The sequence below is a fragment of the Chryseobacterium lathyri genome, from assembly GCF_019970085.1.
Classification (GTDB): Bacteria; Bacteroidota; Bacteroidia; order Flavobacteriales; family Weeksellaceae; genus Chryseobacterium; species Chryseobacterium lathyri.
The window spans coordinates 611,055-631,035 of record NZ_JAHXYG010000004.1; the positions used below are offsets into that span (position 1 = coordinate 611,055).

The 19,981-nt window shown below is 38.9% G+C and carries 19 protein-coding genes; 10 read left to right on the top strand and 9 right to left on the bottom strand.

The window, feature by feature from the left end; genetic code table 11:
• Positions 1 to 36: 36 nt before the first annotated feature.
• The 3 genes from LC418_RS15730 to LC418_RS15740 are packed head-to-tail and all read right to left on the bottom strand — an operon-like array spanning position 37 to position 4,595.
• Positions 37 to 246 (bottom strand): hypothetical protein, encoded by a 210-nt coding sequence (locus tag LC418_RS15730; protein WP_223559839.1) that lies wholly within the window; start codon positions 244 to 246, stop codon positions 37 to 39.
• Between the two features lie 41 nt (positions 247 to 287).
• A complete protein-coding gene (locus LC418_RS15735) occupies positions 288 to 3,596 on the bottom strand; it encodes a TonB-dependent receptor (RefSeq protein WP_223559840.1) in 3,309 nt (1,102 codons plus the stop codon).
• 54 nt (positions 3,597 to 3,650) lie between these two features.
• Positions 3,651 to 4,595, bottom strand: coding sequence for a FecR family protein (locus tag LC418_RS15740; RefSeq protein ID WP_223559841.1), 945 nt, complete (start codon positions 4,593 to 4,595; stop codon positions 3,651 to 3,653).
• A gap of 241 nt (positions 4,596 to 4,836) precedes the next feature.
• Here LC418_RS15740 and LC418_RS15745 point away from each other — a divergent pair, with 241 nt between their 5' ends.
• Positions 4,837 to 5,463, top strand: a complete 627-nt coding sequence (locus LC418_RS15745) for an RNA polymerase sigma factor (protein ID WP_111959714.1) — start codon at positions 4,837 to 4,839, stop codon at positions 5,461 to 5,463.
• Between the two features lie 95 nt (positions 5,464 to 5,558).
• Here the strand turns inward: LC418_RS15745 and LC418_RS15750 are convergent, their stop codons facing one another.
• The gene (locus LC418_RS15750) at positions 5,559 to 6,431 is read right to left on the bottom strand and encodes an AraC family transcriptional regulator (protein WP_223559842.1); all 873 of its coding nucleotides are present in this window, start codon (positions 6,429 to 6,431) and stop codon (positions 5,559 to 5,561) included.
• 73 nt (positions 6,432 to 6,504) lie between these two features.
• On the opposite strand from LC418_RS15750, the gene LC418_RS15755 reads away from it, so the two are divergent.
• Both LC418_RS15755 and LC418_RS15760 read left to right on the top strand, forming a co-directional pair.
• Complete coding sequence (locus tag LC418_RS15755; protein WP_223559843.1) at positions 6,505 to 7,887, top strand: MFS transporter; 1,383 nt, start codon at positions 6,505 to 6,507, stop codon at positions 7,885 to 7,887.
• Positions 7,888 to 7,936: 49 nt separating this feature from the next.
• On the top strand, positions 7,937 to 8,323 hold the full coding sequence (locus tag LC418_RS15760) for a hypothetical protein (RefSeq protein WP_223559844.1): 387 nt from the start codon (positions 7,937 to 7,939) through the stop codon (positions 8,321 to 8,323).
• 130 nt (positions 8,324 to 8,453) lie between these two features.
• Here the strand turns inward: LC418_RS15760 and LC418_RS15765 are convergent, their stop codons facing one another.
• Entirely contained in the window at positions 8,454 to 9,074 is a 621-nt protein-coding gene (locus LC418_RS15765; RefSeq protein WP_111959706.1) for a helix-turn-helix transcriptional regulator, read from the bottom strand.
• A 191-nt stretch (positions 9,075 to 9,265) separates the two neighbouring features.
• Here LC418_RS15765 and LC418_RS15770 point away from each other — a divergent pair, with 191 nt between their 5' ends.
• From LC418_RS15770 to LC418_RS15785, 4 genes are all read left to right on the top strand, one after another.
• Positions 9,266 to 9,892 (top strand): superoxide dismutase, encoded by a 627-nt coding sequence (locus tag LC418_RS15770; RefSeq protein WP_223559845.1) that lies wholly within the window; start codon positions 9,266 to 9,268, stop codon positions 9,890 to 9,892.
• 30 nt (positions 9,893 to 9,922) lie between these two features.
• Positions 9,923 to 10,423 (top strand): DUF2480 family protein, encoded by a 501-nt coding sequence (locus LC418_RS15775; RefSeq protein WP_223559846.1) that lies wholly within the window; start codon positions 9,923 to 9,925, stop codon positions 10,421 to 10,423.
• A gap of 5 nt (positions 10,424 to 10,428) precedes the next feature.
• A complete protein-coding gene (locus tag LC418_RS15780; RefSeq protein ID WP_223559847.1) occupies positions 10,429 to 10,983 on the top strand; it encodes an NADPH-dependent FMN reductase in 555 nt (184 codons plus the stop codon).
• Positions 10,984 to 11,094: 111 nt separating this feature from the next.
• The gene (locus tag LC418_RS15785; RefSeq protein WP_223559848.1) at positions 11,095 to 11,442 is read left to right on the top strand and encodes a 4Fe-4S dicluster domain-containing protein; all 348 of its coding nucleotides are present in this window, start codon (positions 11,095 to 11,097) and stop codon (positions 11,440 to 11,442) included.
• 94 nt (positions 11,443 to 11,536) lie between these two features.
• Here the strand turns inward: LC418_RS15785 and LC418_RS15790 are convergent, their stop codons facing one another.
• Positions 11,537 to 12,472 (bottom strand): ketopantoate reductase family protein, encoded by a 936-nt coding sequence (locus LC418_RS15790; RefSeq protein ID WP_223559849.1) that lies wholly within the window; start codon positions 12,470 to 12,472, stop codon positions 11,537 to 11,539.
• A 293-nt stretch (positions 12,473 to 12,765) separates the two neighbouring features.
• Positions 12,766 to 13,347 carry a Crp/Fnr family transcriptional regulator gene (locus LC418_RS15795; RefSeq protein WP_223559850.1) on the bottom strand — a complete coding sequence of 194 codons (582 nt, stop codon included), beginning with the start codon at positions 13,345 to 13,347 and terminating at the stop codon, positions 12,766 to 12,768.
• Positions 13,348 to 13,512: 165 nt separating this feature from the next.
• On the opposite strand from LC418_RS15795, the gene LC418_RS15800 reads away from it, so the two are divergent.
• On the top strand, positions 13,513 to 14,373 hold the full coding sequence (locus LC418_RS15800) for an NAD(P)-dependent oxidoreductase (RefSeq protein ID WP_223559851.1): 861 nt from the start codon (positions 13,513 to 13,515) through the stop codon (positions 14,371 to 14,373).
• A 7-nt stretch (positions 14,374 to 14,380) separates the two neighbouring features.
• Here LC418_RS15800 and LC418_RS15805 read toward each other — a convergent pair whose 3' ends face one another.
• Positions 14,381 to 14,743 (bottom strand): hypothetical protein, encoded by a 363-nt coding sequence (locus LC418_RS15805; protein WP_223559852.1) that lies wholly within the window; start codon positions 14,741 to 14,743, stop codon positions 14,381 to 14,383.
• Positions 14,744 to 14,756: 13 nt separating this feature from the next.
• Positions 14,757 to 15,752 (bottom strand): MsnO8 family LLM class oxidoreductase, encoded by a 996-nt coding sequence (locus tag LC418_RS15810; protein ID WP_223559853.1) that lies wholly within the window; start codon positions 15,750 to 15,752, stop codon positions 14,757 to 14,759.
• A 170-nt stretch (positions 15,753 to 15,922) separates the two neighbouring features.
• Between LC418_RS15810 and LC418_RS15815 the strand changes: the two genes are divergently transcribed.
• Both LC418_RS15815 and LC418_RS15820 read left to right on the top strand, forming a co-directional pair.
• Positions 15,923 to 16,978, top strand: coding sequence for a helix-turn-helix domain-containing protein (locus tag LC418_RS15815; RefSeq protein ID WP_223559854.1), 1,056 nt, complete (start codon positions 15,923 to 15,925; stop codon positions 16,976 to 16,978).
• A gap of 148 nt (positions 16,979 to 17,126) precedes the next feature.
• Entirely contained in the window at positions 17,127 to 19,979 is a 2,853-nt protein-coding gene (locus tag LC418_RS15820; protein WP_223559855.1) for a TonB-dependent receptor, read from the top strand.
• Positions 19,980 to 19,981 lie beyond the last annotated feature (2 nt).

Sequence of the window (19,981 nt, forward strand, 5' to 3'; positions counted from 1 at the left end):
GTAGATCCAGTAATGTTATTTTTATAACCGGAAATTTTAATATTTAGGAATATCCGCCTCTATATTCCTGCGATTTGGTTTTATTTTCACCCTGCATTCCAGGAGGAGCTGTCCTGCCGGGGTTTCCCTGCTTATCCGCTGCTGTCCGGAAAAAAACAACGGCGTCCGGTTTTTATCTGACCCGGTACTGCTGTGCGCATCATCAGTATTGATCAGGTCGTGTTCAGGATTCCGAAACCTGTACATTGCATCAATGAGCTCTTTTATTCTGTTTTTTATAATGTCTTTTAAAATGTATAATTCACGCTTAAGCCGAATATCCTTCCGCTATAAGCCCGGAATGTAATCTTGTCGATATCTTTGTCATATTTATCAGTGGCTCCCGGCAGAAGCTTCCACGCCTCCCTGTCTGTAGATATGTTACTTCCTCCGGATCCATTCGGCACTGAATAAGAATTGAAATTGTTATAAAACTCTTTTACCCTGTTGAAAAGGTTTCTGACATTAAACTTTACTTCCAGATTTTTGTCTCTCAGAAATTTATAGGAAAGCTGGGCGTCTGCTACGGCATAAGGGCGCTGTATTTCTTCCCCATTATAATCATATCCTACCGTGATGTACTGATCTCCTTTGGCATTGTATAAAAAGCTGGCACCTAAACGGCCTCCATCATAGGTCATGCCTAAATTGTAGGCATAAGGAGTCTGTCCGTACAGTGGTCTTTCCACTTCATAAGTTTCTCCATTGTCTCCTGTCTTGTACTGATCTTTAAAAGCAATTACTTTTGTCGTGTTATAAGTAAAGTTTCCGCTTATAAAAAGTTTTTCCAGCAGGGATTCTTCAGCAATAAACCCCAGATTTTTCCGTACTTCCACTTCTACTCCTTTCAGCTTTGCATTTTTAGAGTTTCCGTTGTAGAGGAAGAGGTTTCCTTCGTTCGAAAGACGTCCTTCACGCTCAATAGGCCTGTCGATATCTTTGTAATATAGTCCGGCAGAGAATATTTCTCCAAGACCGGGAAACCATTCAAATTTAAAATCATAGTTTTTCACTACCGACGAGGTCATTTCCGTATTATAAATCAAGCCGTTGGCTACCGGATCAAAGTAAGGAAGCCCCGTTCTCTCATTGAATTGTGGACGGATTACCGTTTTATTGTAGGCAAGCCTTACATTGATTTTATTGGTAGGACTGTATGTAAAATTTACGGAAGGCATCCACTGCCACGGTTTGTCATCTATCGGCTCTTTTTTAACCGTTTGATTATCTGAAAGATCTAATTGCTGAGAAATAAGGTCATATTTAAAATATTCTGCACGGACTCCCCAAACTAATCTGAACATATTTTTCCAACGGTTATCAAGCATGACATAAAATGCATTCTGGGTTACTTTTCCTTCATATCTGTCATTTTTGTACAGGGGTCTGGTTTGCCAGCCTATTCCTCCCGGAACATATTTAGAACCGTCAAACCACTGGGCCAAAGAACCATGCATGGTGATAAAGTTTTTTTCACTGTTTGGAACATCCCTGTTTTCATCCACTCTTAAAAAGAATTTCTCCTGCTGATTGGTATTATTTTTTATAACCCCTGCATATCCTAACTTAATATCATTTTTAAAATTTCCTTTGTCTATATTCCATTTAAGCGAAGCTCCATAGTTATAATCCGTTTCTTTATTGGCGATATATCCCCTGTAGAAATTAGATCCCGAATTATAAATCCTGTGATAGTTAAGAATCTCGCTGCCAATGAAATCGTAAAGACTCAGATACTGGGTGTAGTCTTTGGTGTCAGATTTCACTCCTGTTCTTGCAGCAAACCAGTTGATTTCGGCATTTCCAACTTTGTGGTTTCCCTCAAGCTTGTTCTGTAAAAGCGTCTGATAGATAGGATAATTGGTATTATCGGTATAAGGTTTGTCCAGATCCTTGATTTGTGCGGGGTTATTATTGGGAATAATCCCGTTATAGAAATAATTATAGGATGCTTCGGCATTGGCAGCCATTCCGCTCCCTCCTGTATATTCATTCCAGCCGGTTATTCTGGTCAGCGTATTATCATAAATATGGGTGTAGGAATTACGGAAGGAGATTCTGTTTTTTCCCAGCTGTAACCCAAAATTCAGCATTCCTGCTAACGTCGAGTTGTAATTGTATGATGCTCCTTTATTTTTGAAATTGTAAAAAACAATAGGATCTGTTCCATTCGCCTGCCAGTTGGGATCGTAGGGTGCTGTGGTGTCCAGCCAGTTTCCCCTTCCTGTATGATCGATGTCTAACTTATTTTGTTCATTCCTTACCGTAAATGCTCCGGCAAAACCCCATTTATTATTATTTTTAAGGGCAAATGATCTTCCCAATGCTACCTGTACATTGGATCCCATATCCCCTGTGGTACTGAAGGTGGAAAAATTATCGTTTGTGAATCTTTTAGACTGCTCAAAAAACAAAGGATTATTCCAGTCTGTAGCTTCAAGTCCTTTGGGAAAATCTCTTGTACCATCATCATACCCGAAATAATCGTATTTTCCACGTTTACGGGTCAGGAATTCTTTAAACGCCGACTGGTCATTATAGGAAGTCCCTACACTTACTGTGGTAAAGTTTTCGTTGGGAATATCTTTGGTTCTTACCTCAACATAACCTCCTGCAAAGCTGGCATTCATATCCGGTGTTGCCGTTTTACTTACTACAATGCTTTCCACCATGGCGGTAGGAATAATATCAAATGAGAAATTCTGGTTGTAGGCTTCTGTACTCGGAAGGTTGATTCCGTCCATAGCTGCTGTATTCCAGCGTTCTCCCATAGACCGAACCACTACATATTTGTTGTCTATGGTCGTTATTCCTGTTACTCTTTTAAGGGTTCCACCTACATCATTATCCGGTGTTTTGGCGATCTGCTCGGCGGAGATCCCGTCACTCATCTGGGCAGCTTTTTTCTGTTGGGCGAGAAGTCCGGCCTGCGTATCTGCTTTTCGGGTGCCGGTAATCACCACTTCCCGGATGTCCGTTATTTTGTCCGGAGCCTGTTTCATGGCAAATGAGACTGTATTGGTTTCATTAGTATTGACTGAAAGTTTTTCTACCCGAAGCGGACTGTATTTTGATGCTTTTACGGTTAAAGTATATATTCCTGAAGGCAGATCTACCACGAAATCTCCGTTATTATCTGTAAGTACAGTCTTTTTAGCAACTGTTACTTCAGCTCCGGCCACAGGATTTCCTACTTCATCCACAATCTTTCCGGTAATCCTTCCGTCTCCCGTTACCGAAATACCAGTTCCCTCATATTTTATTGAAATAAGATCTCCACGAAGGCGGAATGCTACCGGAAGCCCGTTTGTAATATCTTTAAGACAGTTATTGACAGAAGTATTTTCACATTTTACGCCTTTTACCTTCAGCTCTTTAATATCTATTTTAGAATAGGCCAGCCTCATTCCTGTTTTTCCGGCAAAATCTTCCAGAACCTCAATAAGAGGCCTGCTTGCAGGTACTGAAAATGATACTTTCTGAACCAGTTCCTGAGCTTCAGTTGCTACCGTAAAGAATACTGCCGCAACGGTAAGACCGCATTTCAATCTTTTCATATGTTCAATTTCTCTTTTAATAATTTATTTTCTTTTAGTGTTAATCTATGTAGGTTATTTCTTCAGGGTGTATATATGATCTTCTTTGTGTACTTCAAGGCCCAATATAAAGGCCAGCGCTTCCATATTTTCATCGGCTGTACCTCCTGTGAAATCTGCTGTTATCCTCTTTTCTGCAGTTTCTTTAGGATATACGATCCTGATCTTGTAATTATTCTGCATCACATCTGCCACCTCTTTAAAGGAAACATCGTTGAAGCTTAATGACAAGAGTTCTGCTTTCTGTTTTCCTAATTTTTTTTCTGTTATAAGTGAAATCACGGCTGCGGTATGGGCTATCCCGAAATTGGTCCATTTCTGGTTAGGCTTCAGGTAAGAAACCGGGACTCCGGCATAGGAAACAGCAACTTTACCTTCATAAAGCTGTACAGATTTGTCATTGCCGGATTGTGAAATTTTAAAAACAGTTCCCAGGACTTTGGTACTGAAACCATCTGCATGTACAATGAAGGGATGGCTCTTTGATTTTGCTACAGAAAATATGGCATCCCCTTTCAGATACACTATTCTTGTGGAAGCAGGAAACGATTTATCTACTGTGAGTTCTGCACCGTTCAACAATGTAACCACAGAACCGTCTGCCAGGTAAACTTTACGGTTTTCCGAGCCCGAAGTATAGGTATCAGGTCTAAAGAATGCCGTATATAGGATTCCTCCTAAAGACAACAGAAGTATAATTGCAGCCGCAGCTGTGTATACATATTTTTTTAATGAATAGAGAGGAGCTGTCTGGACCGGCTTAATAAAATACATTTCGAGTGCAGATAAAACCCTTTCTTTGGATTCCTTCATATGGATTCTGTCCAGGTCTTTTTCTGTCTGGATTTCCCACTGACTCAAAATTTCTTTTTCTTTTTCAGAGATTTCCCCTTCGGAAACTTCCCTTTGCCAGAGCTTAAAAACAAAAGCTGCAGTATTCTTATTTTTTTGGCTTTTCATAAAATATTTCATGTATTCACAGATACTTCTATCTATAAGACTGTGAAAATGAAAAACTTCCCCAGGCGGTTCTTAATATTGTATTCACATTAAAACCAACTTGTTAACATTTTTAACCCATTCTACTGCTTTCTCAACATTTGATTCACATTTAGGGGATATCTTTCAGAAATAATTAATCTTAGAATCCCCAAAGTTCATAAAAAGTTAATTTTCCTTTAGGTAATTTTGTACCAACGATATGATGCTTACAGACTATACGATATTAAAGAAGATAAAATCAGGTGACCGTCCTGCATTCATGCTGTTCTATGAGCGGTATTGGGACAGTCTTTACCGTTTTGTTTTCACGAGGACGAGAGATAAAGAGATGTCTGAAGAACTGCTGCAGAACCTCTGGATAAAAATACTTGAAGACACCACTTCCATACAGACCGACGACACAGAAAGTGCAAAAGGCTACCTCCTGCGTTATCTTCATTACAGAATTATTGATCATTATAACAGCTCTAAAAAGGTTCCGTCTACCATTAGTATTGATGAATTTGACCCTACAGGCGAGATGAATATATCTGATACGGAATATTTTGAAATTCTTGAAGAAAACGAGATCTCTGCTTTATTATCTATGATTGATGAGGTGGTTTCACAGCTTCCCACGACGGAACAGAGCGTATATGATATGAGAATCCGAAGAAATATGTCTGTTGATGAAACGGCAGAAGCTCTCGGCATCAGCAATAAGACGGTAAGTAATAAATTAAGCAAAGCTTTGGGGGAAATAAGAGAGCAGCTGAACCCGGAATACCAGTCTTCTAAAAAACTGGTATCTATCCTGATGCTGATGGAAATATTAACGAAGTATTGAATTGGGGAATGGAAGCCGGATGCCTGAAGAAGGAAGTTAAGCCATAGTAATCAATGGTATTAGCACTTCTTTTTCTTATTTTTCCCTCTTTCAGACTAAATTCCCTCCTGATCGGGTTTAACCAAAAGAATTTTTCTGTATTCTTTAGGCGTCATATTCCTGTGCTTCTTGAAGAGCCTTGACAGATGGCTTTCATCACTGAACTGGAGTTCATACGCGATTTCGCTTAACCGGACACTGCTGTATTTCAAATAGGTTTCTACCAGTTTCAGGCGGTAATCCAGCAGATAATCCTGATAGGAAACTCCTGTATGCTGCTTGAAGTATTCCCCGAAATAATTCTTTGAAATCCCGAAATGATCTGCTATGGAATGTATTCTGGTCTTCTCTTTATCTTTTACATGCTCCTGAATATAGGTAATAATTTTCATGATGGAGAAAGCTTTTACGTTCTGCTGCAGATCTGAAGTTTCGCTGTCAATGATATTCCGTGCTATAATATTCAACAGGATAGAAATGCAGTTACGGATAATCAGATAGTCATCAGTTTTACGCTTATGCTCTCTGGTAATTTGTATAATGAGGTTTTCAGCAAAACGTTCATCATCCTTATTCCGGAATACACATCCTGCCCTTGCATGATAATTATTGCTTATATATTGGAGTTTATAAAGGTTTTCGCAGCTTTCTATACGGTCAGCTTCCAGTCTTATTTTATCTATAAACTCAATCGGACATTCTATAACGATCAATTGGGCATCATTACTTTCAAAATGGTACAGCTGATGCTGGGGAATAATAAAAAGCTTCGATTCCCCGAATGTAATAGTTCGTTCGTCATACGTGAGTGTTCCGCAACCCTTCAGAACATACACCAGTGAAAGAAAAGCTTTTGTTTTGAGAGCTATTCCTTCGCTGCAAAACCTGATTTCCTTTACATCAATGTGTTCAACTTGTAACATTTTCATGCTTGAATACTTATTTTTCCTCCAAAAGTACAATTTTACAGGTACAATAAGCGGCTAATTTTGCAGAAAAAATATGAACATCTATCCCAAACGATGGCAGGCGCTTGGCTACCTCACAGCAGGAGCCTTTCTTTCTCCACTCGATTATTTTATAGTCAATATGGCACTTCCCTCCATTAAAAAAACTTTTAGTGCCAGTGATCATCAGCTACAAATGGTAGTTGCCATTTACGGGCTTACTTATGCTGCGCTTGTGGTTTGTGGGGGACGTCTGGGCGACTTATATGGCCGTAAAAAAATATTTACTTTGGGATTATATCTCTTTTTACTTTCTTCTCTTGCCTGTGCTTTCTCTCCAAATATTACACTTCTTATTATTTCACGGATGTTTCAGGGAGTTGGCGCTTCTTTTCTGGCTCCTCAGGTTCTGGCATCTATAAGGGTTTTATTCAACAGCAGCGAGCAGCCTAAGGCAGTCAGTATATTCAGTTCCGTATTCGGTTTGGCTTCTGTTGCAGGACAATTGCTAGGTGGATTCCTGCTTAATCTCCACTGGATAACATTTTCATGGGAAACGGTATTTTTAGTCAATGTTCCCGTTACGCTGCTTTGTATCGTAGGTATCCATTATACCATGGAGAATAACCGGGAAGAAAAAAGACAAAAAATTGATTATGCCGGCGCGCTATTGCTAATCACCTCATTATTAATGTTTATATGTCCTATTATTTTCGGACGAAAATACCAGTGGGCATGGTGGATTTTTGCGATTCTACTATCAGGACTTTTACTGTTGATGGCGTTTTACAGATATGAAGTTAAATCATTGCGTAAGAACAGGCCTGTATTGATAGACCCTACTCTTTTGCAGTACCACCCGTTTGTTCTTTGTCTCCTGATTATTTTCTTTTACAATTTCACATCAGGACTGTTTATCTGCTATCCGTATTATTTGCAGCAGTTCCTGAATTGGAACCCGGTAGATACAGGTCTTGCTATTATTCCCTACGGAATGGCTTTTTTTATCGGACCATTGCTTATTTCCAAAGTAAAATATTCTTCACATATCATGGTTTACATTGGTTTGGGATTATTGATTTCAGGGTTCTCTTTAGCCTCAATATTCATTTATCTTCAGGAAAAACCTTCAATAAAAATGGATATCAGCTTATTTTTGGCCGGGCTGGGTCATGGTATTATCATGCCTGTGATGATGCGGGAAGCTATTGCATTAATAGATAGAAAAAAGGCAGGTCAGGCTTCAGGACTGATCAGTATCAGCATACAGATCGGGAGTGTAACCGGTGGTACCATTATCGGAACTGTGTTTTTCAGCACAATTGAAGTTCTAGGATTCCCGAAAGCCTTTGCCCTGGCTATTTTAATGATTGCAATCTTTCAGGTCGCAGGAATTTTCATCAATAAGAAGCTTTTGAAGCATAAAACATTATATTGAGTAGATTATATGTCATTTTTTTAATTACAATAATTATATATTTAAACTTATGAATAACACAGAAAAAATCATTACAGAAATCAATGGATTTCACAGAGATATTGAAGCTTGGTTTCGTGGAGAACAAGATCAAAACAGGCTTTACAAAAAGCTTCTGTCGGGATTTGATGCAGATTTCAGAATGATTACAGGAAACGGCGATACTGTGACTTTGGCTACATTTTCAGAATGGCTTCCGGGAGCATACGGTAAATTTCCGGAACGCAGCATTGTCATTGAAAATATTGATGTTCAAATTACAGAAAGCCATGGACTGTCTTCGTACATTGAGATCCAGACAACCGGATCTGTAGTGACACGGCGGAAGTCATCAGCTGTCTTTGTGATACGGGAGGAAAAAGTATTCTGGCTTCATCTTATTGAGAATTGGATCTGATTTTTTAGGACGGGATTCTTGATTTTAGATTTTGGCTAAAGCCAGATGATCAAGGCATTCTTTTGTAAGCGGGCTAAAGCCCGCTCCTATTGAATTTTAATAACAAGATCTTTTATCTTTTATCTAAAAATCACTCACTAATTTTATACACACACCGCTGTCCACCGGAAAGAATATGGCTTACTCTTTCCACCTGATACTCTTTGCCGATCAGGTTCCGGAAGTTGGAAAGCTCTGCCCGGCAGAATCCCTGACATTCGGTGGCAGCGGCACATATCGGGCAGTGGTTTTCTATGAGGAAATACTCATTGCCTTCTTTCGTCCATTCTGCCATATAGCCTTCTTCACTTCGGGCCTGTACCAGCACTTCTAACCGTTGTTCTAAGGATTCTGCTTTTACCAAAGCTTTTTCATAGCGTTCGTACGTATTTTTTTCTCTGTCATTGATCAGCAGATCCAATGCGTTTTCTCCCAACAAATTTTTCACAGACCTCAGGATCTGTACAGTTACGTCGGCATGGGAATCCGGAAACTGCGACAATCCTTTTTCCGTAAGGGTATAGTAGGTTGAAGGTCGTCCGACCCCTTCACTTTTTGCGACAGGCCGGATGAGTCCTTCCACAGCAAGATTCAGTAAATGCTTTCTTGCACCTTCTTTTGTTATGGAAAGCTCTTTAGAGATCAGAAGCGATGTCGCCTCCCCTCTCATTTTTAAGAACATCAGGATTCGGTCTGCTGCCGGCTTCTTCATTTTACAATAATTTAGTTGTTTTATTTTATACAACAAATATAGTCATTTTCTATAATCTTTAGTTTTATATATTAAATTACAGCTATTCAAGTGTTTAAAGTAAAATACGTCAATTCAATAAAACAACAATAAAGTTGTTTTATTGAAATATATGATTACCTTTGGAATACATTAATTAAAAAATAAAAGCAATGAGCACATTTACACTACCTCAGCTTCCTTATGCTTACGATGCACTGGAACCATTTATAGATAAAGAAACAATGACCATTCATCATCAGCGTCACCATCAGGCTTATGTGGATAATCTGAATGCAGCTTTGAAGGCGTCGGATGAAACTTCAGACGATCTGGATTCCATCCTTCAAAGAATCAGTGAATACAGTCCTGCCGTAAGAAATAACGGTGGCGGACATTTCAACCACTCATTATTTTGGGAAATTCTCTCTCCACAACCTCAGTTAAATCCTGAAGGAAAACTGGCAGAGGTTATCAGCTCCACTTTTGGAAGCCTTGAAAACCTTAAGGCTGAAATGAAAAAAGCAGGTCTTGGACAGTTTGGATCCGGATGGGTATGGCTGTTTGTAAAATTTAACGGTTCGCTGGCTGTGGCCTCTACTCCCAACCAGGATAACCCGATGATGGATATCCAACAGGTCAACAGAGGTTTTCCGATTCTTGGAATTGACGTATGGGAACATGCTTATTATTTAGCTTACCAGAATAAAAGAGCGGATTATCTGGATTCATTCTGGTCTGTTTTAAATTGGTCAGCCGTAGAGAAAAAATACGAAGAAGCTCTTTCAAAAATTAAATAACTAACTTTAATATTGATTACAAAATCAATTATGGATCAGAAAATATTCATCAATAAAGCAGAAGCCTCCGGAATCATTGCCCTTGATCTCTCAGACTACAGACCAACTACAGAAATTATGGAACTGGATATCAAAGATCATCTTTTCATGGGAATAATTGTGAAGGAAAAGGAATTTAAGGAATCCATTGCTGCCGTAGACTTTTCTGTATACAACGAAAAAGCTGTAGCAATTATTTGTTCTACGGATGCTATTATTCCGCCCTGGGCATTGATGATGTTAATGGAAAAATTATCTCCTTATGCCATTTATGCAGATTTAAATAATACAGAAACGGTTCTGCTGGATCTTTGGAAACGCCGCCTTATGTATGCAGATCTGAGATCATATAAAAATCAGAAAGTTGTTGTCCGGGCAAAAGCTGATCATGATCCTTCTCTGTACTTATTGGCAGCCGGACTTTTGAAACCTTTGGTCAAAACTTTGATGTATGGTGAAATAGGTCTTCCGAAAGTAATCTTTAAAAGTTAAAAGCAATGAAAGCACTTATATTAAACGGTTCTTTAGAAAAAAGACCTGAATCTACTGCCGGACGAATTTCCCGATACTTTGCAGAAAGGCTGGAGCAATCAGGCTTCCAGACAGAGATCTTTACATTGGCAGATTCGGGAATTCCACTTTTTGACACTACCCTTACTAAAACTCCTTTGGCTGTAGAACGCATGTGCCAGCTATTTTTGGAGGCAGATATTCACTTCTGGTTAGCTCCGCTTTATCACGGCAGTATTCCGGGAGTAATGAAAAACTGTCTGGACTGGCTTGAAGTTACAGCCAATCATTATCAGCCTTATCTCACGGATAAAACGGTTGGCCTGGTTTGTTGGGCAGATGGCCTGCAGGCTATGCAGGGCATTAATACTATGGATGCGGTTGCAAAATCTCTGCGGGCATGGCCTCTTCCTTTCAGCATACCTATTATCAGATCAGCATTATTTGATCCGGAAGATCCGGCAAAAATATCTTCTTTATATTCTGCTAAATTTGATCAGATGATCGGCATTGCAACTACGAAGAGAATAGGAAAGATATAGTAAAAATTATAACCCATTGTTTTTTCATTTAAATTATGTTTAGACAGAGATTTCTCGGGCTATAACAAGTCAGGAGAAATCTCTTTTAAAATCTTTTTAAAAAAATATAATATGGCTATTACAATAACCGATGACTGCATTAACTGCGGAGCCTGTGAACCCGAATGCCCTAATTCAGCAATCTATGAAGGCGCTGTTGACTGGAGGTGGCAGGATAAAACAAAACTTTCCGGAAAAGTGATCTTTCCGGATGGAGCGGAAACAGATGCAGGAGCTTATCAACAGGCTTATTCGGACGACGTTTACTATATTGTTCCGGGAAAATGCACAGAATGTAAAGGATTTCATGAGGAGCCGCAGTGTAAAACGGTATGCCCGGTAGATTGCTGTGTAGATGATCCTGAGCACCGTGAAACCGATGACATTTTATTCAGCCGCCAAAAATTCCTTCACTCTTAAGATAAGTGAACACATTAATTAGAAACCAATATAAAAGCGGGAATAAACCCGCTTTCATTTTATGACTTGTTTTTAGAAAACAAAATATCTCAGCTTATAAGGCTTTTATTTCATTATAAATTTTCTGTGTGACAGGCGTCTCAATACTCAATTCTTTTCCGAAATTCAAAACGGCACCCCCTAATAATTCAAGTTCATTATTTTCTTTTCCGGAGTTGACGTCAAGTTGTAGAGATGTCGGAGTTTCAAAAGGAAATGTAGCTGCTTTTTCAAATGTTTTCTGAATAATATCTTCATCCAGAGCAATCCTTTTTTTGTCAGCGATCCTTTTAATTTCTCTCATGATTTCAGAAGCTTCAATTCTCTGATTTTCATCTGTGCATACCATTCCAATGGAAGAATTATGTTTAGCTGTCACCAGTCCGAAACTTGCAATGAAAATATATTTCGTCCAAATATCTGCCAGTGAATTATCTTTAAAATCAAAATCAATTTTACTTTCTTTCAATATATCAACAATCCAATCCACATCCGCAGAAAAATGTTCAGGATCTCTTCCTACAATCATTTTCCCTGCTTTTCCTTTATGCTCTACAATTCCTTTTTCTTTGATATGGGAAGCTACATAGAGACAGGTCGGCAGAATAACGTTATCAGGAATTATTTTTCTAATTCTTTCGTAAATATCCGCACCATTCATCATGGGAAGCAGTACTGTTTCGCTGCTGATCACCTCTTTAAGCTGCTGGCAAATATTTTCCAGGTCATATTCTTTTACACAGATCAATAGTAAGTCTGCATTTTTCACATCACTGATATTCTGCTCTATGGCATCAGGATAAGTATGATCTACAGGGTGCTCAGGCGAGAGAAGAACCAGTCCGTTTTCTTTTACCTTCTGATAGGTTTCTCCTCTTGCTACAAAACTGACTTTATATTTTTTGGAAGACTCATTTTCCTGGTTGATTTTAAAACCGAAATATCCGCCTACTCCACCCAATCCAAGCACTGCAATATGTTTTTTGCTCATAAATTTATTTTTAACAAAGATGAGATCCAAATTCTAATATATCACTTGACAAATGAAAAGAAATTAGATTTCAGATTTCAGATTTCAGACATGAGACCTGAGACTTTTATTAATATTAGAAAATGTCAATCGTTAATTTTGCTTTGCAAGTGAACAGTAAATGATAAAGTCAAGATGCAAGACATCAGATACCAACCGGCAGTTCATTAACTCAATCACTAGGAACCAGCAACGTTATTTTAACCAGCAACTCAATACACTCCTATACTCTCAAACCCAAAAAACCTGTACGGTTACATTTTATGAATGTCTCTTCTGATGCGGCTTAATGAGCTGTCTTTAATTCCCAGGTAAGAAGCGATGATCTTCAGAGGAACAAACTGGAAAATATCGGGATGCTTTTTCATCAGATTAAAATATCTGGTGGAAGCTTTCTGGCTGGCCATTTCGATCAAGCGGTCATGGATGCTGTAATAATTAAGAACAAAAAGAAGCCTGCTGAATTCTCTGAATTCCGGGATGTTATGAAAGTTGTGCTGTACATTTTCCAAACCTGTTTCCCAAAAAGAACATGCAGTAATAGTTTGGTATGTTTCTTTCGCAGGCTGCTGTCTGAAAAACGACAGAAAGTCGTTGACAAAACAGGGCGCTGCATAAATATTAGTGGTGATTTCTTCATTATCCTCATTAAGGATAAAGGAACGTACATAGCCTTTTTCCAGGAAATAGGTTTTGGTACTGATCTCATCTTTGCTCAGCAAAACTTCATTCGCCTTAAGCTCAAAGTGACTGAATGTCTCTGTGATTTTTCCAACCACTTCTTCTTTAATGTCAAATAAGGAATGGAAATAATTATTAATCGGGGACTTATTCATTATAATAAAGTACTGCAGTAAGGATCAAAATTAAGCAAAATCCGGAACAGTTCCTTTATGAATCAGTTTTATCAATAAACCGTATCGATACAATGTGTGTGACAACTGAAAAAAATTAAAGAGATTTGTATCTTCGAATATTCAACATTCAAAAAATTATTAATATTGAAAACTCAGCCCGTTATTGCAGTTCTGTTTCCAGGAGATATGGGAACCCAAATAGCAAAAGCACTTATAAACCACAACTTTAAAGTTATCACTGCAGGAGAAGGAAGGTCGGAAAGAACATTACAGAATATAAAAGAATTAGGAATTATTGATACTCATTCTCTTCAGGATACTGTTGAGCAGGCTGATGTTATCCTTTCGCTTACCAGCCCGGAAGGAAGCCTGAAAGTAGCGGAAAGCATTATTTCCTGTCTGGAAAAAGCTTCAAACTGTCCCCTCTATGTCGATTTAAACTCTAATACTCCAGCTCTTGCCGCCACTATTGAGCAACTATTTTTGTCAATAGATATTCCATTCGTGAATGGAGCAGTAATGGGAGCTTCCAAAGATATTCCTGACCATGCTGTGTTGGTGGTGAGCGGTATGTACAGAAATTTGTTTATCAATCTGTTTGCTCCTGTTTTTAAAATAAAAGATGCCGGTGAAAAAACAGAGGCAGCATCAGCATACAAACTCCTATTTTCTATGGTGAATAAAGGAATGAACGCCCTGTTTTTTGAAACCATGACTGCAGCAGCCCATTTCGGAATCCTGGATGAACTGAACGAAAGTCTTCAGGAATTCCTTCCGGGAACCTATCAGGACCTCATTAAAACAACGCCTACCTATCCTCAGCACATTGTGAGAAGGATTGATGAAATGAAAGGTCTGGCCGAAATGCTGGAAAATGAAAATCTCCCTAACATCATTGCTTCCGGAACTGCGCAAACCTTTGAAAGGGTTTTAGAATCTGGTATTTTTGAAAATGAAAAACCTGAAGGAGTCATAGAAACGCTGCAGAATTTTAAAAAACTATAATTGAGATTTAGAATTCTTCCCAGCCTTCATTCTGCGGGTCATATTTTGCAAATTCACCCGTATCTGTAAACTCAGATGCAGTCATTCCTACTTCAAAAATGGAACTTTCACTCAAATTTGCATTGAAATAAAGGCCTTTATCGGTAAGTAAGGCGTTTCCAAAATCTTCATCAGGATGGCTGAAATGAATTCCCGTTTCATCTTCTCTTACCAATGTATATTTATACTTTAAAAGGCGTTCTTTCAATCCCTCTATCTGCTCTCCCGTGAATGGAACAAGATTTTCTTCACGGTCAAAAAAGCTGTCGTCATCGGCGGCCTTCTCTTTTTCTTTTGTTTCAATACTGAATAACTGGATATTATAGCTCATGAGGGATATGTGATTATACGTTTGCCAATATAATACTTTTATAGGTATCTATACGGTCTGTTTCTTTAAACATATTACAGAGAATGATTAATTCATCTGTACCATACTCGTCCGCTTTTTCCCGGAGCCTCGCTGAAATATTTCCCGGTGTATCTGTAATGATATGATCCAGGATTTTAAAAAATTCTTCTTCATCTTCACTTCCCAATATTCTCTGTTCAACTGTTTCTGAGGGAAGAAGTGCTTCCGGCGCCTGTATATGCCTTGCCTGTAGAAACTGATAAGCCATTCCGTAGGCATTGTATTGAGCTGATTTCAGATCTTCTGCTACAGATACCGCAACAGCCACCTGGAGCGAAGGAACCGGACTGTACTGGTTTCTATCGAATTCGCTTAAATAAGTTTCGGTACTTTTCGTCCCCTGATCATTTCTCATAAAATCAGCATACGAATACCCTACGCCATGTTGAGCTGCTTCCCTGGCAGATTGAATTCCGGAGCCAAGCCATAGGATTTCAGGCAGGTGGGTAAGGCCTTTTGGCTGGGCAATAAGCTCTTCATAGACTCCCTTCTCTTCTTTAATGTATTGTATGATCTCTTCAAGTTTAGTTTCCTGACTGGATAAAACAACGGGGCGGTGGTTATTCAATGCGGATACGGCATCTTTTAATCCTCCCGGAGCTTTCCCCAAGCCCAGGACAAACCGTTCCGGATAAAGACTTTCCAGCATTTTGGCCCATTCTGCGATCTTGTAGGCCGAATAATTTTTCATCATGATCCCTCCAGTTCCTACTTTGATTCGTTCAGTTTTGCTTAATATGATGGCAGACAGAATTTCAGGACTTGAACTTCCGTATGCTTTCACCCCGTGATGTTCGGAATAGATGACATTATAAAATCCTGCTTTATCAGCAAACAGCGCCAGATCAATGCTGTTCTTCAATGCCTGTAGTGAACTGCCCCCTTCAATGGTCGGAGATTGGTCCAGGATCCCTAATTTCAATTTCATGCCTGCTGTTTACTTTTAATTTAAAACTAAATATTTATCTATTGAACACTTATACTTTTGAAGATGAACATGAGTTCCTGAAAACTTTTTATAAAAATACCAAAAATTTAATGATCCGTTAAAAGTATCCTTCCTGTTTATTGATAATTTTGGGCAGATTTAAACTGGCTATGTTGTACATTTTAATGGTTGTTATCCTGCAGGCTGTAATTACGCTGGCTGTCTTACTCTGTCTTGCCAAGAACAGAAAGTCTTTCCATAATATGCTATTGCTCTACATTGTGACCGTAGTAGTGGATATGGGCTATGAATATTTCATCATCCAAAGATTCGGCTATGAATCTATTCTTTATGAAATACCGGGCAGCCTCAGAGTTTTTAAGGGTTTGATATTTCTGTACATTACTTTTTATCTGATTAATTTCAAGCACCGGGACAAACTGAAATACCTGCTCTATCCTTTCTCTCTGATCGTTCTCATCCATACCTTGGGATTGTCAGCAAAGTTATTCGGTTACAAAGAAGGAGATCTGATTATTGGTTTGTACTCAAAATATTTTGCCAATTATTATATTCATTATTGGACAGGAAGTCTTTTTATCTGTATTGTTCTATTGTCCCTGTATCAAAAAAAGATCGAAAACCCTTTTATAAAAAAATTCCGGCTATTTTTATCTTTTGTGTTAGGGAGTGTTTTGGTTTTCTGGTCAAGTTATAAATTAGGGCTGGATATTCTTCTGTTCCAAAAAATGTATAACCTTTCATTTTTAATCCAGTTTGCCTGGATATTGTACGTTTATATTTTAACGTACCACGAACAGCAGAAGAAAGAAACACTTATAGTTATTGAAGAAACTCCATTTAAGGAAAAATACCAATACAAGGATCTTTCTAAAATAGATTTTGAGAAGGTAAAATCTTCTATAGAGGAATTTTATGACAAAAGCATTATCTATCTGGATGAAGACTTTACCCTGGAGCAGCTTTCACAGTATTTATCTATTTCCAGAACCGATCTTACCATTACGTTCAGCCAATATCTTTCTTCCAACTTTCATGAATATACCAACCGTAACCGTGTTTTACAGTTCAAACGTATGCAGGAAGAAGAGCCTGATTCCAATGTTACGGACCTAGCCTACCAATGCGGATTTAAGTCCAAATCTACCTTTTACAAATATTTCAAAAAAGAGTTCAACTGCCTGCCAACAGATCATGTTTTATAACGTCCAAATGCTATATTACAATTATTTAACAAATACAAACATCTAAAAATCAACACATTAAACAATGTTTAAATCTAAACAAGTCTGTTAAAATTTAAATGAACTGAATTCTTTCTCAGGGAAAACATCTTTGTGCAAAATTTATAAAATGTTACGAAGAAGATTTTTTTTAACCACTGCAGCTGGCTTTTTTCTCGGGGGCCTTGCGATGGCCCAAACCACAGTCCATGGCATTGTGACTGATCAGCAGGGAAACCTGCCTAATGCTTTAATCTATATAGAAAATAAAGCAGAAAAAATAACGTCGAATACGGACGGGTCTTTTGTATTAAGCAATATTCCTGACGGAAATTACAGACTGATTATTGAATATACAGGTTACGAAAGTATATATTTACCTTTTATAGTCGCTGATAAGAAGGCGGTTGATCTTGGCTTGATCAGCCTAGGCGAAAAAAAAGTGAAAGAGAATGCCATTCAGGAAGTAGTGGTCACCAGCGCTTATAAAGCGTCACAGGCCCGGGCTATTACCATGAAGAAAAACTCTAACACCATTACGGAAGTTCTGAGTGCAGATGCTATCGGGAAATTACCGGACCGTAATGCTGCAGATGCGGTACAGCGTATGCAGGGAGTCTCCATCGAAAGGGATATGGGGGAAGGACGTTTTGTTGCCGTGAGAGGTACTCCGGTTCAATGGACTTCTTCCACATTGAATGGCAGCAGAATGCCGAGCGCAAGTGGTGACAATGCCAACAGAGGAGTCCAGATGGATATCTTCCCTTCTGAGCTTATACAAAGTGTACGTTTATCCAAAGCACTGACTCCTGATCTTGATGGCGACGCTATCGGCGGAAATGTGGATTTCATTACAAAAACATCCCCCAACAAAGAAACACTGGCCATAAGTACTGCTACCGGATATGTAAATATGTCCAAATCTCCAACGTTTAACTCTTCCATCGTTTATGGAAATAAAATTACGGAAAAGCTGAAATTCATTTCCTCTGCGGTGATATGGCAACGGTCTAGTGCCATAGACCAAATGCGGAATATTTTCAATTATGGTTTAGCAGATCAGACAGCATCCTATTCCATCAATCAGTTACAGCTTCGTGATTATCTGGCAGACAGAAGAACTTTGGGGTTCAATTACGCAATGGACTATGATATCAACAGTAAAAATAAATTGTACTTCAAAGGACTCTACAGTCAATACAAAGATGGACAGTCTGTCCGGGAAACCTATTTTAATTTTGACTCTAAGAATGTAACTCTTCAGGCAAGACATGCCGATTATCTTACCGATTTATATTCCATGCAGGTGGGTGGGAATCATCAGGTTGGCCAGCGTTTAGAAATAGACTGGTCTTTGTCTAAAGCCAGATCAAGTTTTAAATTTAATTCTCCGGAAAATTTAGAAGACCACGACAGAGGCTACCCTATCATCAATTTTGTGCAGCCTATGACCTATGGAAACCTGGCTTCTGATGGCAGAAAATACTTTGCCATGGATGCTCCAGGCGGAACGGGTGATCCGGCAGACTTTACCTTACCTCATAATCAGAGCCCGGTTTCTGCCAACCAGCTAAAACTGAATCAGGTGATCCTCAGCCAGAATCGTAACAGCGAAACCGATCTTCGGGGTCAGGTGGATCTGAAATATACCGTTTCGGAGCATTTTAAACTTCAATTCGGAACAAAATTCAATAATAAAGAAAAAGTAGTTGATGCTGCGGTATTGGTTTGGATGCCGAAATCAGCACTGGGTATTCCGGGATCTCCGTTAAGTTATATGAGCCAGTTTGAACAGACACCCTTTCCTTTTAAAGGAGGTTTTATGAATCCTATCGGCAATCCTTATCAGTCAGTCATGATCAACCAGATCACTAACGGACAGATCGACCAATTTTATAATGCCGACACCCAAAATATTCTGGGATTGCAGCAGGTAAGCGGAAAGAACAGCAATTCCAACATGACCAGCTCCTACAGAGGAACAGAAAATGTGTGGGCCACCTATGTAATGGGCACATGGCGGGTCAATGAGAACTTTCAGCTGGTGGGCGGTGTAAGAAATGAATATAATGATATTTCCTTCTACGGCAAGAAAGTAGTTTCCGATAAGTCAGGAACTGTGGTAGAAGATATTAAAGACGGGAAAAAATACAACCTATTTCTGCCTATGATCAATATGAAATGGAAATTGACCAAAGACCGGATACTGAGAGCTGCATACACCAGATCTTTTGCCAGACCTGATTTTAATGATCTCAACCCGGGAACTATTGTCAATGATCTGTCCAATACTGTTGTCCAGGGAAATACTCAGCTGAACCCCACTTTTTCCAATAATTTCGATCTGATGTTTGAAAACTATTTCGGAAAACTTGACCTTGTCACCGCCGGAGCTTTTTATAAGGACATTACCGATCTGATCTACAAAGACCAGTCTATCCTTAACATCAATGGACTTCCATACACCTTTACCACTCCTAAAAATTTAGAAGGGGCAAAACTATACGGCTTCGAAATCGGAATCTCCAAACGATTTGAAAGGCTTCCCGGATTTCTGAAACATCTTGGTTTTGAAGGAAATTACACCTATATCAATTCCGAAATGAAAATGCCAGTTTATGAAAACGGAAAACAGACCGGAACCATGAAAACGACCATTCCCAATCAGGCCAAGCATATTTTTAATACCATATTATTTTTCGAAACCAGTAAGCTCATGCTCCGTTTGGCCGGAAATTATAAGGGAGATTACGTCAGCGAAATAAGAACAGCTGCCGGTCCCGATCATTATCAGCATTTTGATAAAAACTTTACGGTAGATGCCTCTACGTCGTACAGCATCAATAAAAATATCAGACTGTTTGTAGAGCTGAATAATATTTTCAACGAGCCCAACCGGTATTATATGGGAGAAAAATCCAGAGTTGAGAACCTCTCCTATTCCGGAATAAGAGGCCAGCTTGGTGTTAATTTCAATTTTTAATA

Coding starts and splice junctions, on each gene's coding strand:
- LC418_RS15730 (WP_223559839.1), bottom strand. CDS start 246: ATGTACAGGTTTCGGAATCCTGAACACGACCTGATCAATACTGATGAT.
- LC418_RS15735 (WP_223559840.1), bottom strand. CDS start 3,596: ATGAAAAGATTGAAATGCGGTCTTACCGTTGCGGCAGTATTCTTTACG.
- LC418_RS15740 (WP_223559841.1), bottom strand. CDS start 4,595: ATGAAAAGCCAAAAAAATAAGAATACTGCAGCTTTTGTTTTTAAGCTC.
- LC418_RS15745 (WP_111959714.1), top strand. CDS start 4,837: ATGATGCTTACAGACTATACGATATTAAAGAAGATAAAATCAGGTGAC.
- LC418_RS15750 (WP_223559842.1), bottom strand. CDS start 6,431: ATGAAAATGTTACAAGTTGAACACATTGATGTAAAGGAAATCAGGTTT.
- LC418_RS15755 (WP_223559843.1), top strand. CDS start 6,505: ATGAACATCTATCCCAAACGATGGCAGGCGCTTGGCTACCTCACAGCA.
- LC418_RS15760 (WP_223559844.1), top strand. CDS start 7,937: ATGAATAACACAGAAAAAATCATTACAGAAATCAATGGATTTCACAGA.
- LC418_RS15765 (WP_111959706.1), bottom strand. CDS start 9,074: ATGAAGAAGCCGGCAGCAGACCGAATCCTGATGTTCTTAAAAATGAGA.
- LC418_RS15770 (WP_223559845.1), top strand. CDS start 9,266: ATGAGCACATTTACACTACCTCAGCTTCCTTATGCTTACGATGCACTG.
- LC418_RS15775 (WP_223559846.1), top strand. CDS start 9,923: ATGGATCAGAAAATATTCATCAATAAAGCAGAAGCCTCCGGAATCATT.
- LC418_RS15780 (WP_223559847.1), top strand. CDS start 10,429: ATGAAAGCACTTATATTAAACGGTTCTTTAGAAAAAAGACCTGAATCT.
- LC418_RS15785 (WP_223559848.1), top strand. CDS start 11,095: ATGGCTATTACAATAACCGATGACTGCATTAACTGCGGAGCCTGTGAA.
- LC418_RS15790 (WP_223559849.1), bottom strand. CDS start 12,472: ATGAGCAAAAAACATATTGCAGTGCTTGGATTGGGTGGAGTAGGCGGA.
- LC418_RS15795 (WP_223559850.1), bottom strand. CDS start 13,347: ATGAATAAGTCCCCGATTAATAATTATTTCCATTCCTTATTTGACATT.
- LC418_RS15805 (WP_223559852.1), bottom strand. CDS start 14,743: ATGAGCTATAATATCCAGTTATTCAGTATTGAAACAAAAGAAAAAGAG.
- LC418_RS15810 (WP_223559853.1), bottom strand. CDS start 15,752: ATGAAATTGAAATTAGGGATCCTGGACCAATCTCCGACCATTGAAGGG.
- LC418_RS15815 (WP_223559854.1), top strand. CDS start 15,923: ATGTTGTACATTTTAATGGTTGTTATCCTGCAGGCTGTAATTACGCTG.
- LC418_RS15820 (WP_223559855.1), top strand. CDS start 17,127: ATGTTACGAAGAAGATTTTTTTTAACCACTGCAGCTGGCTTTTTTCTC.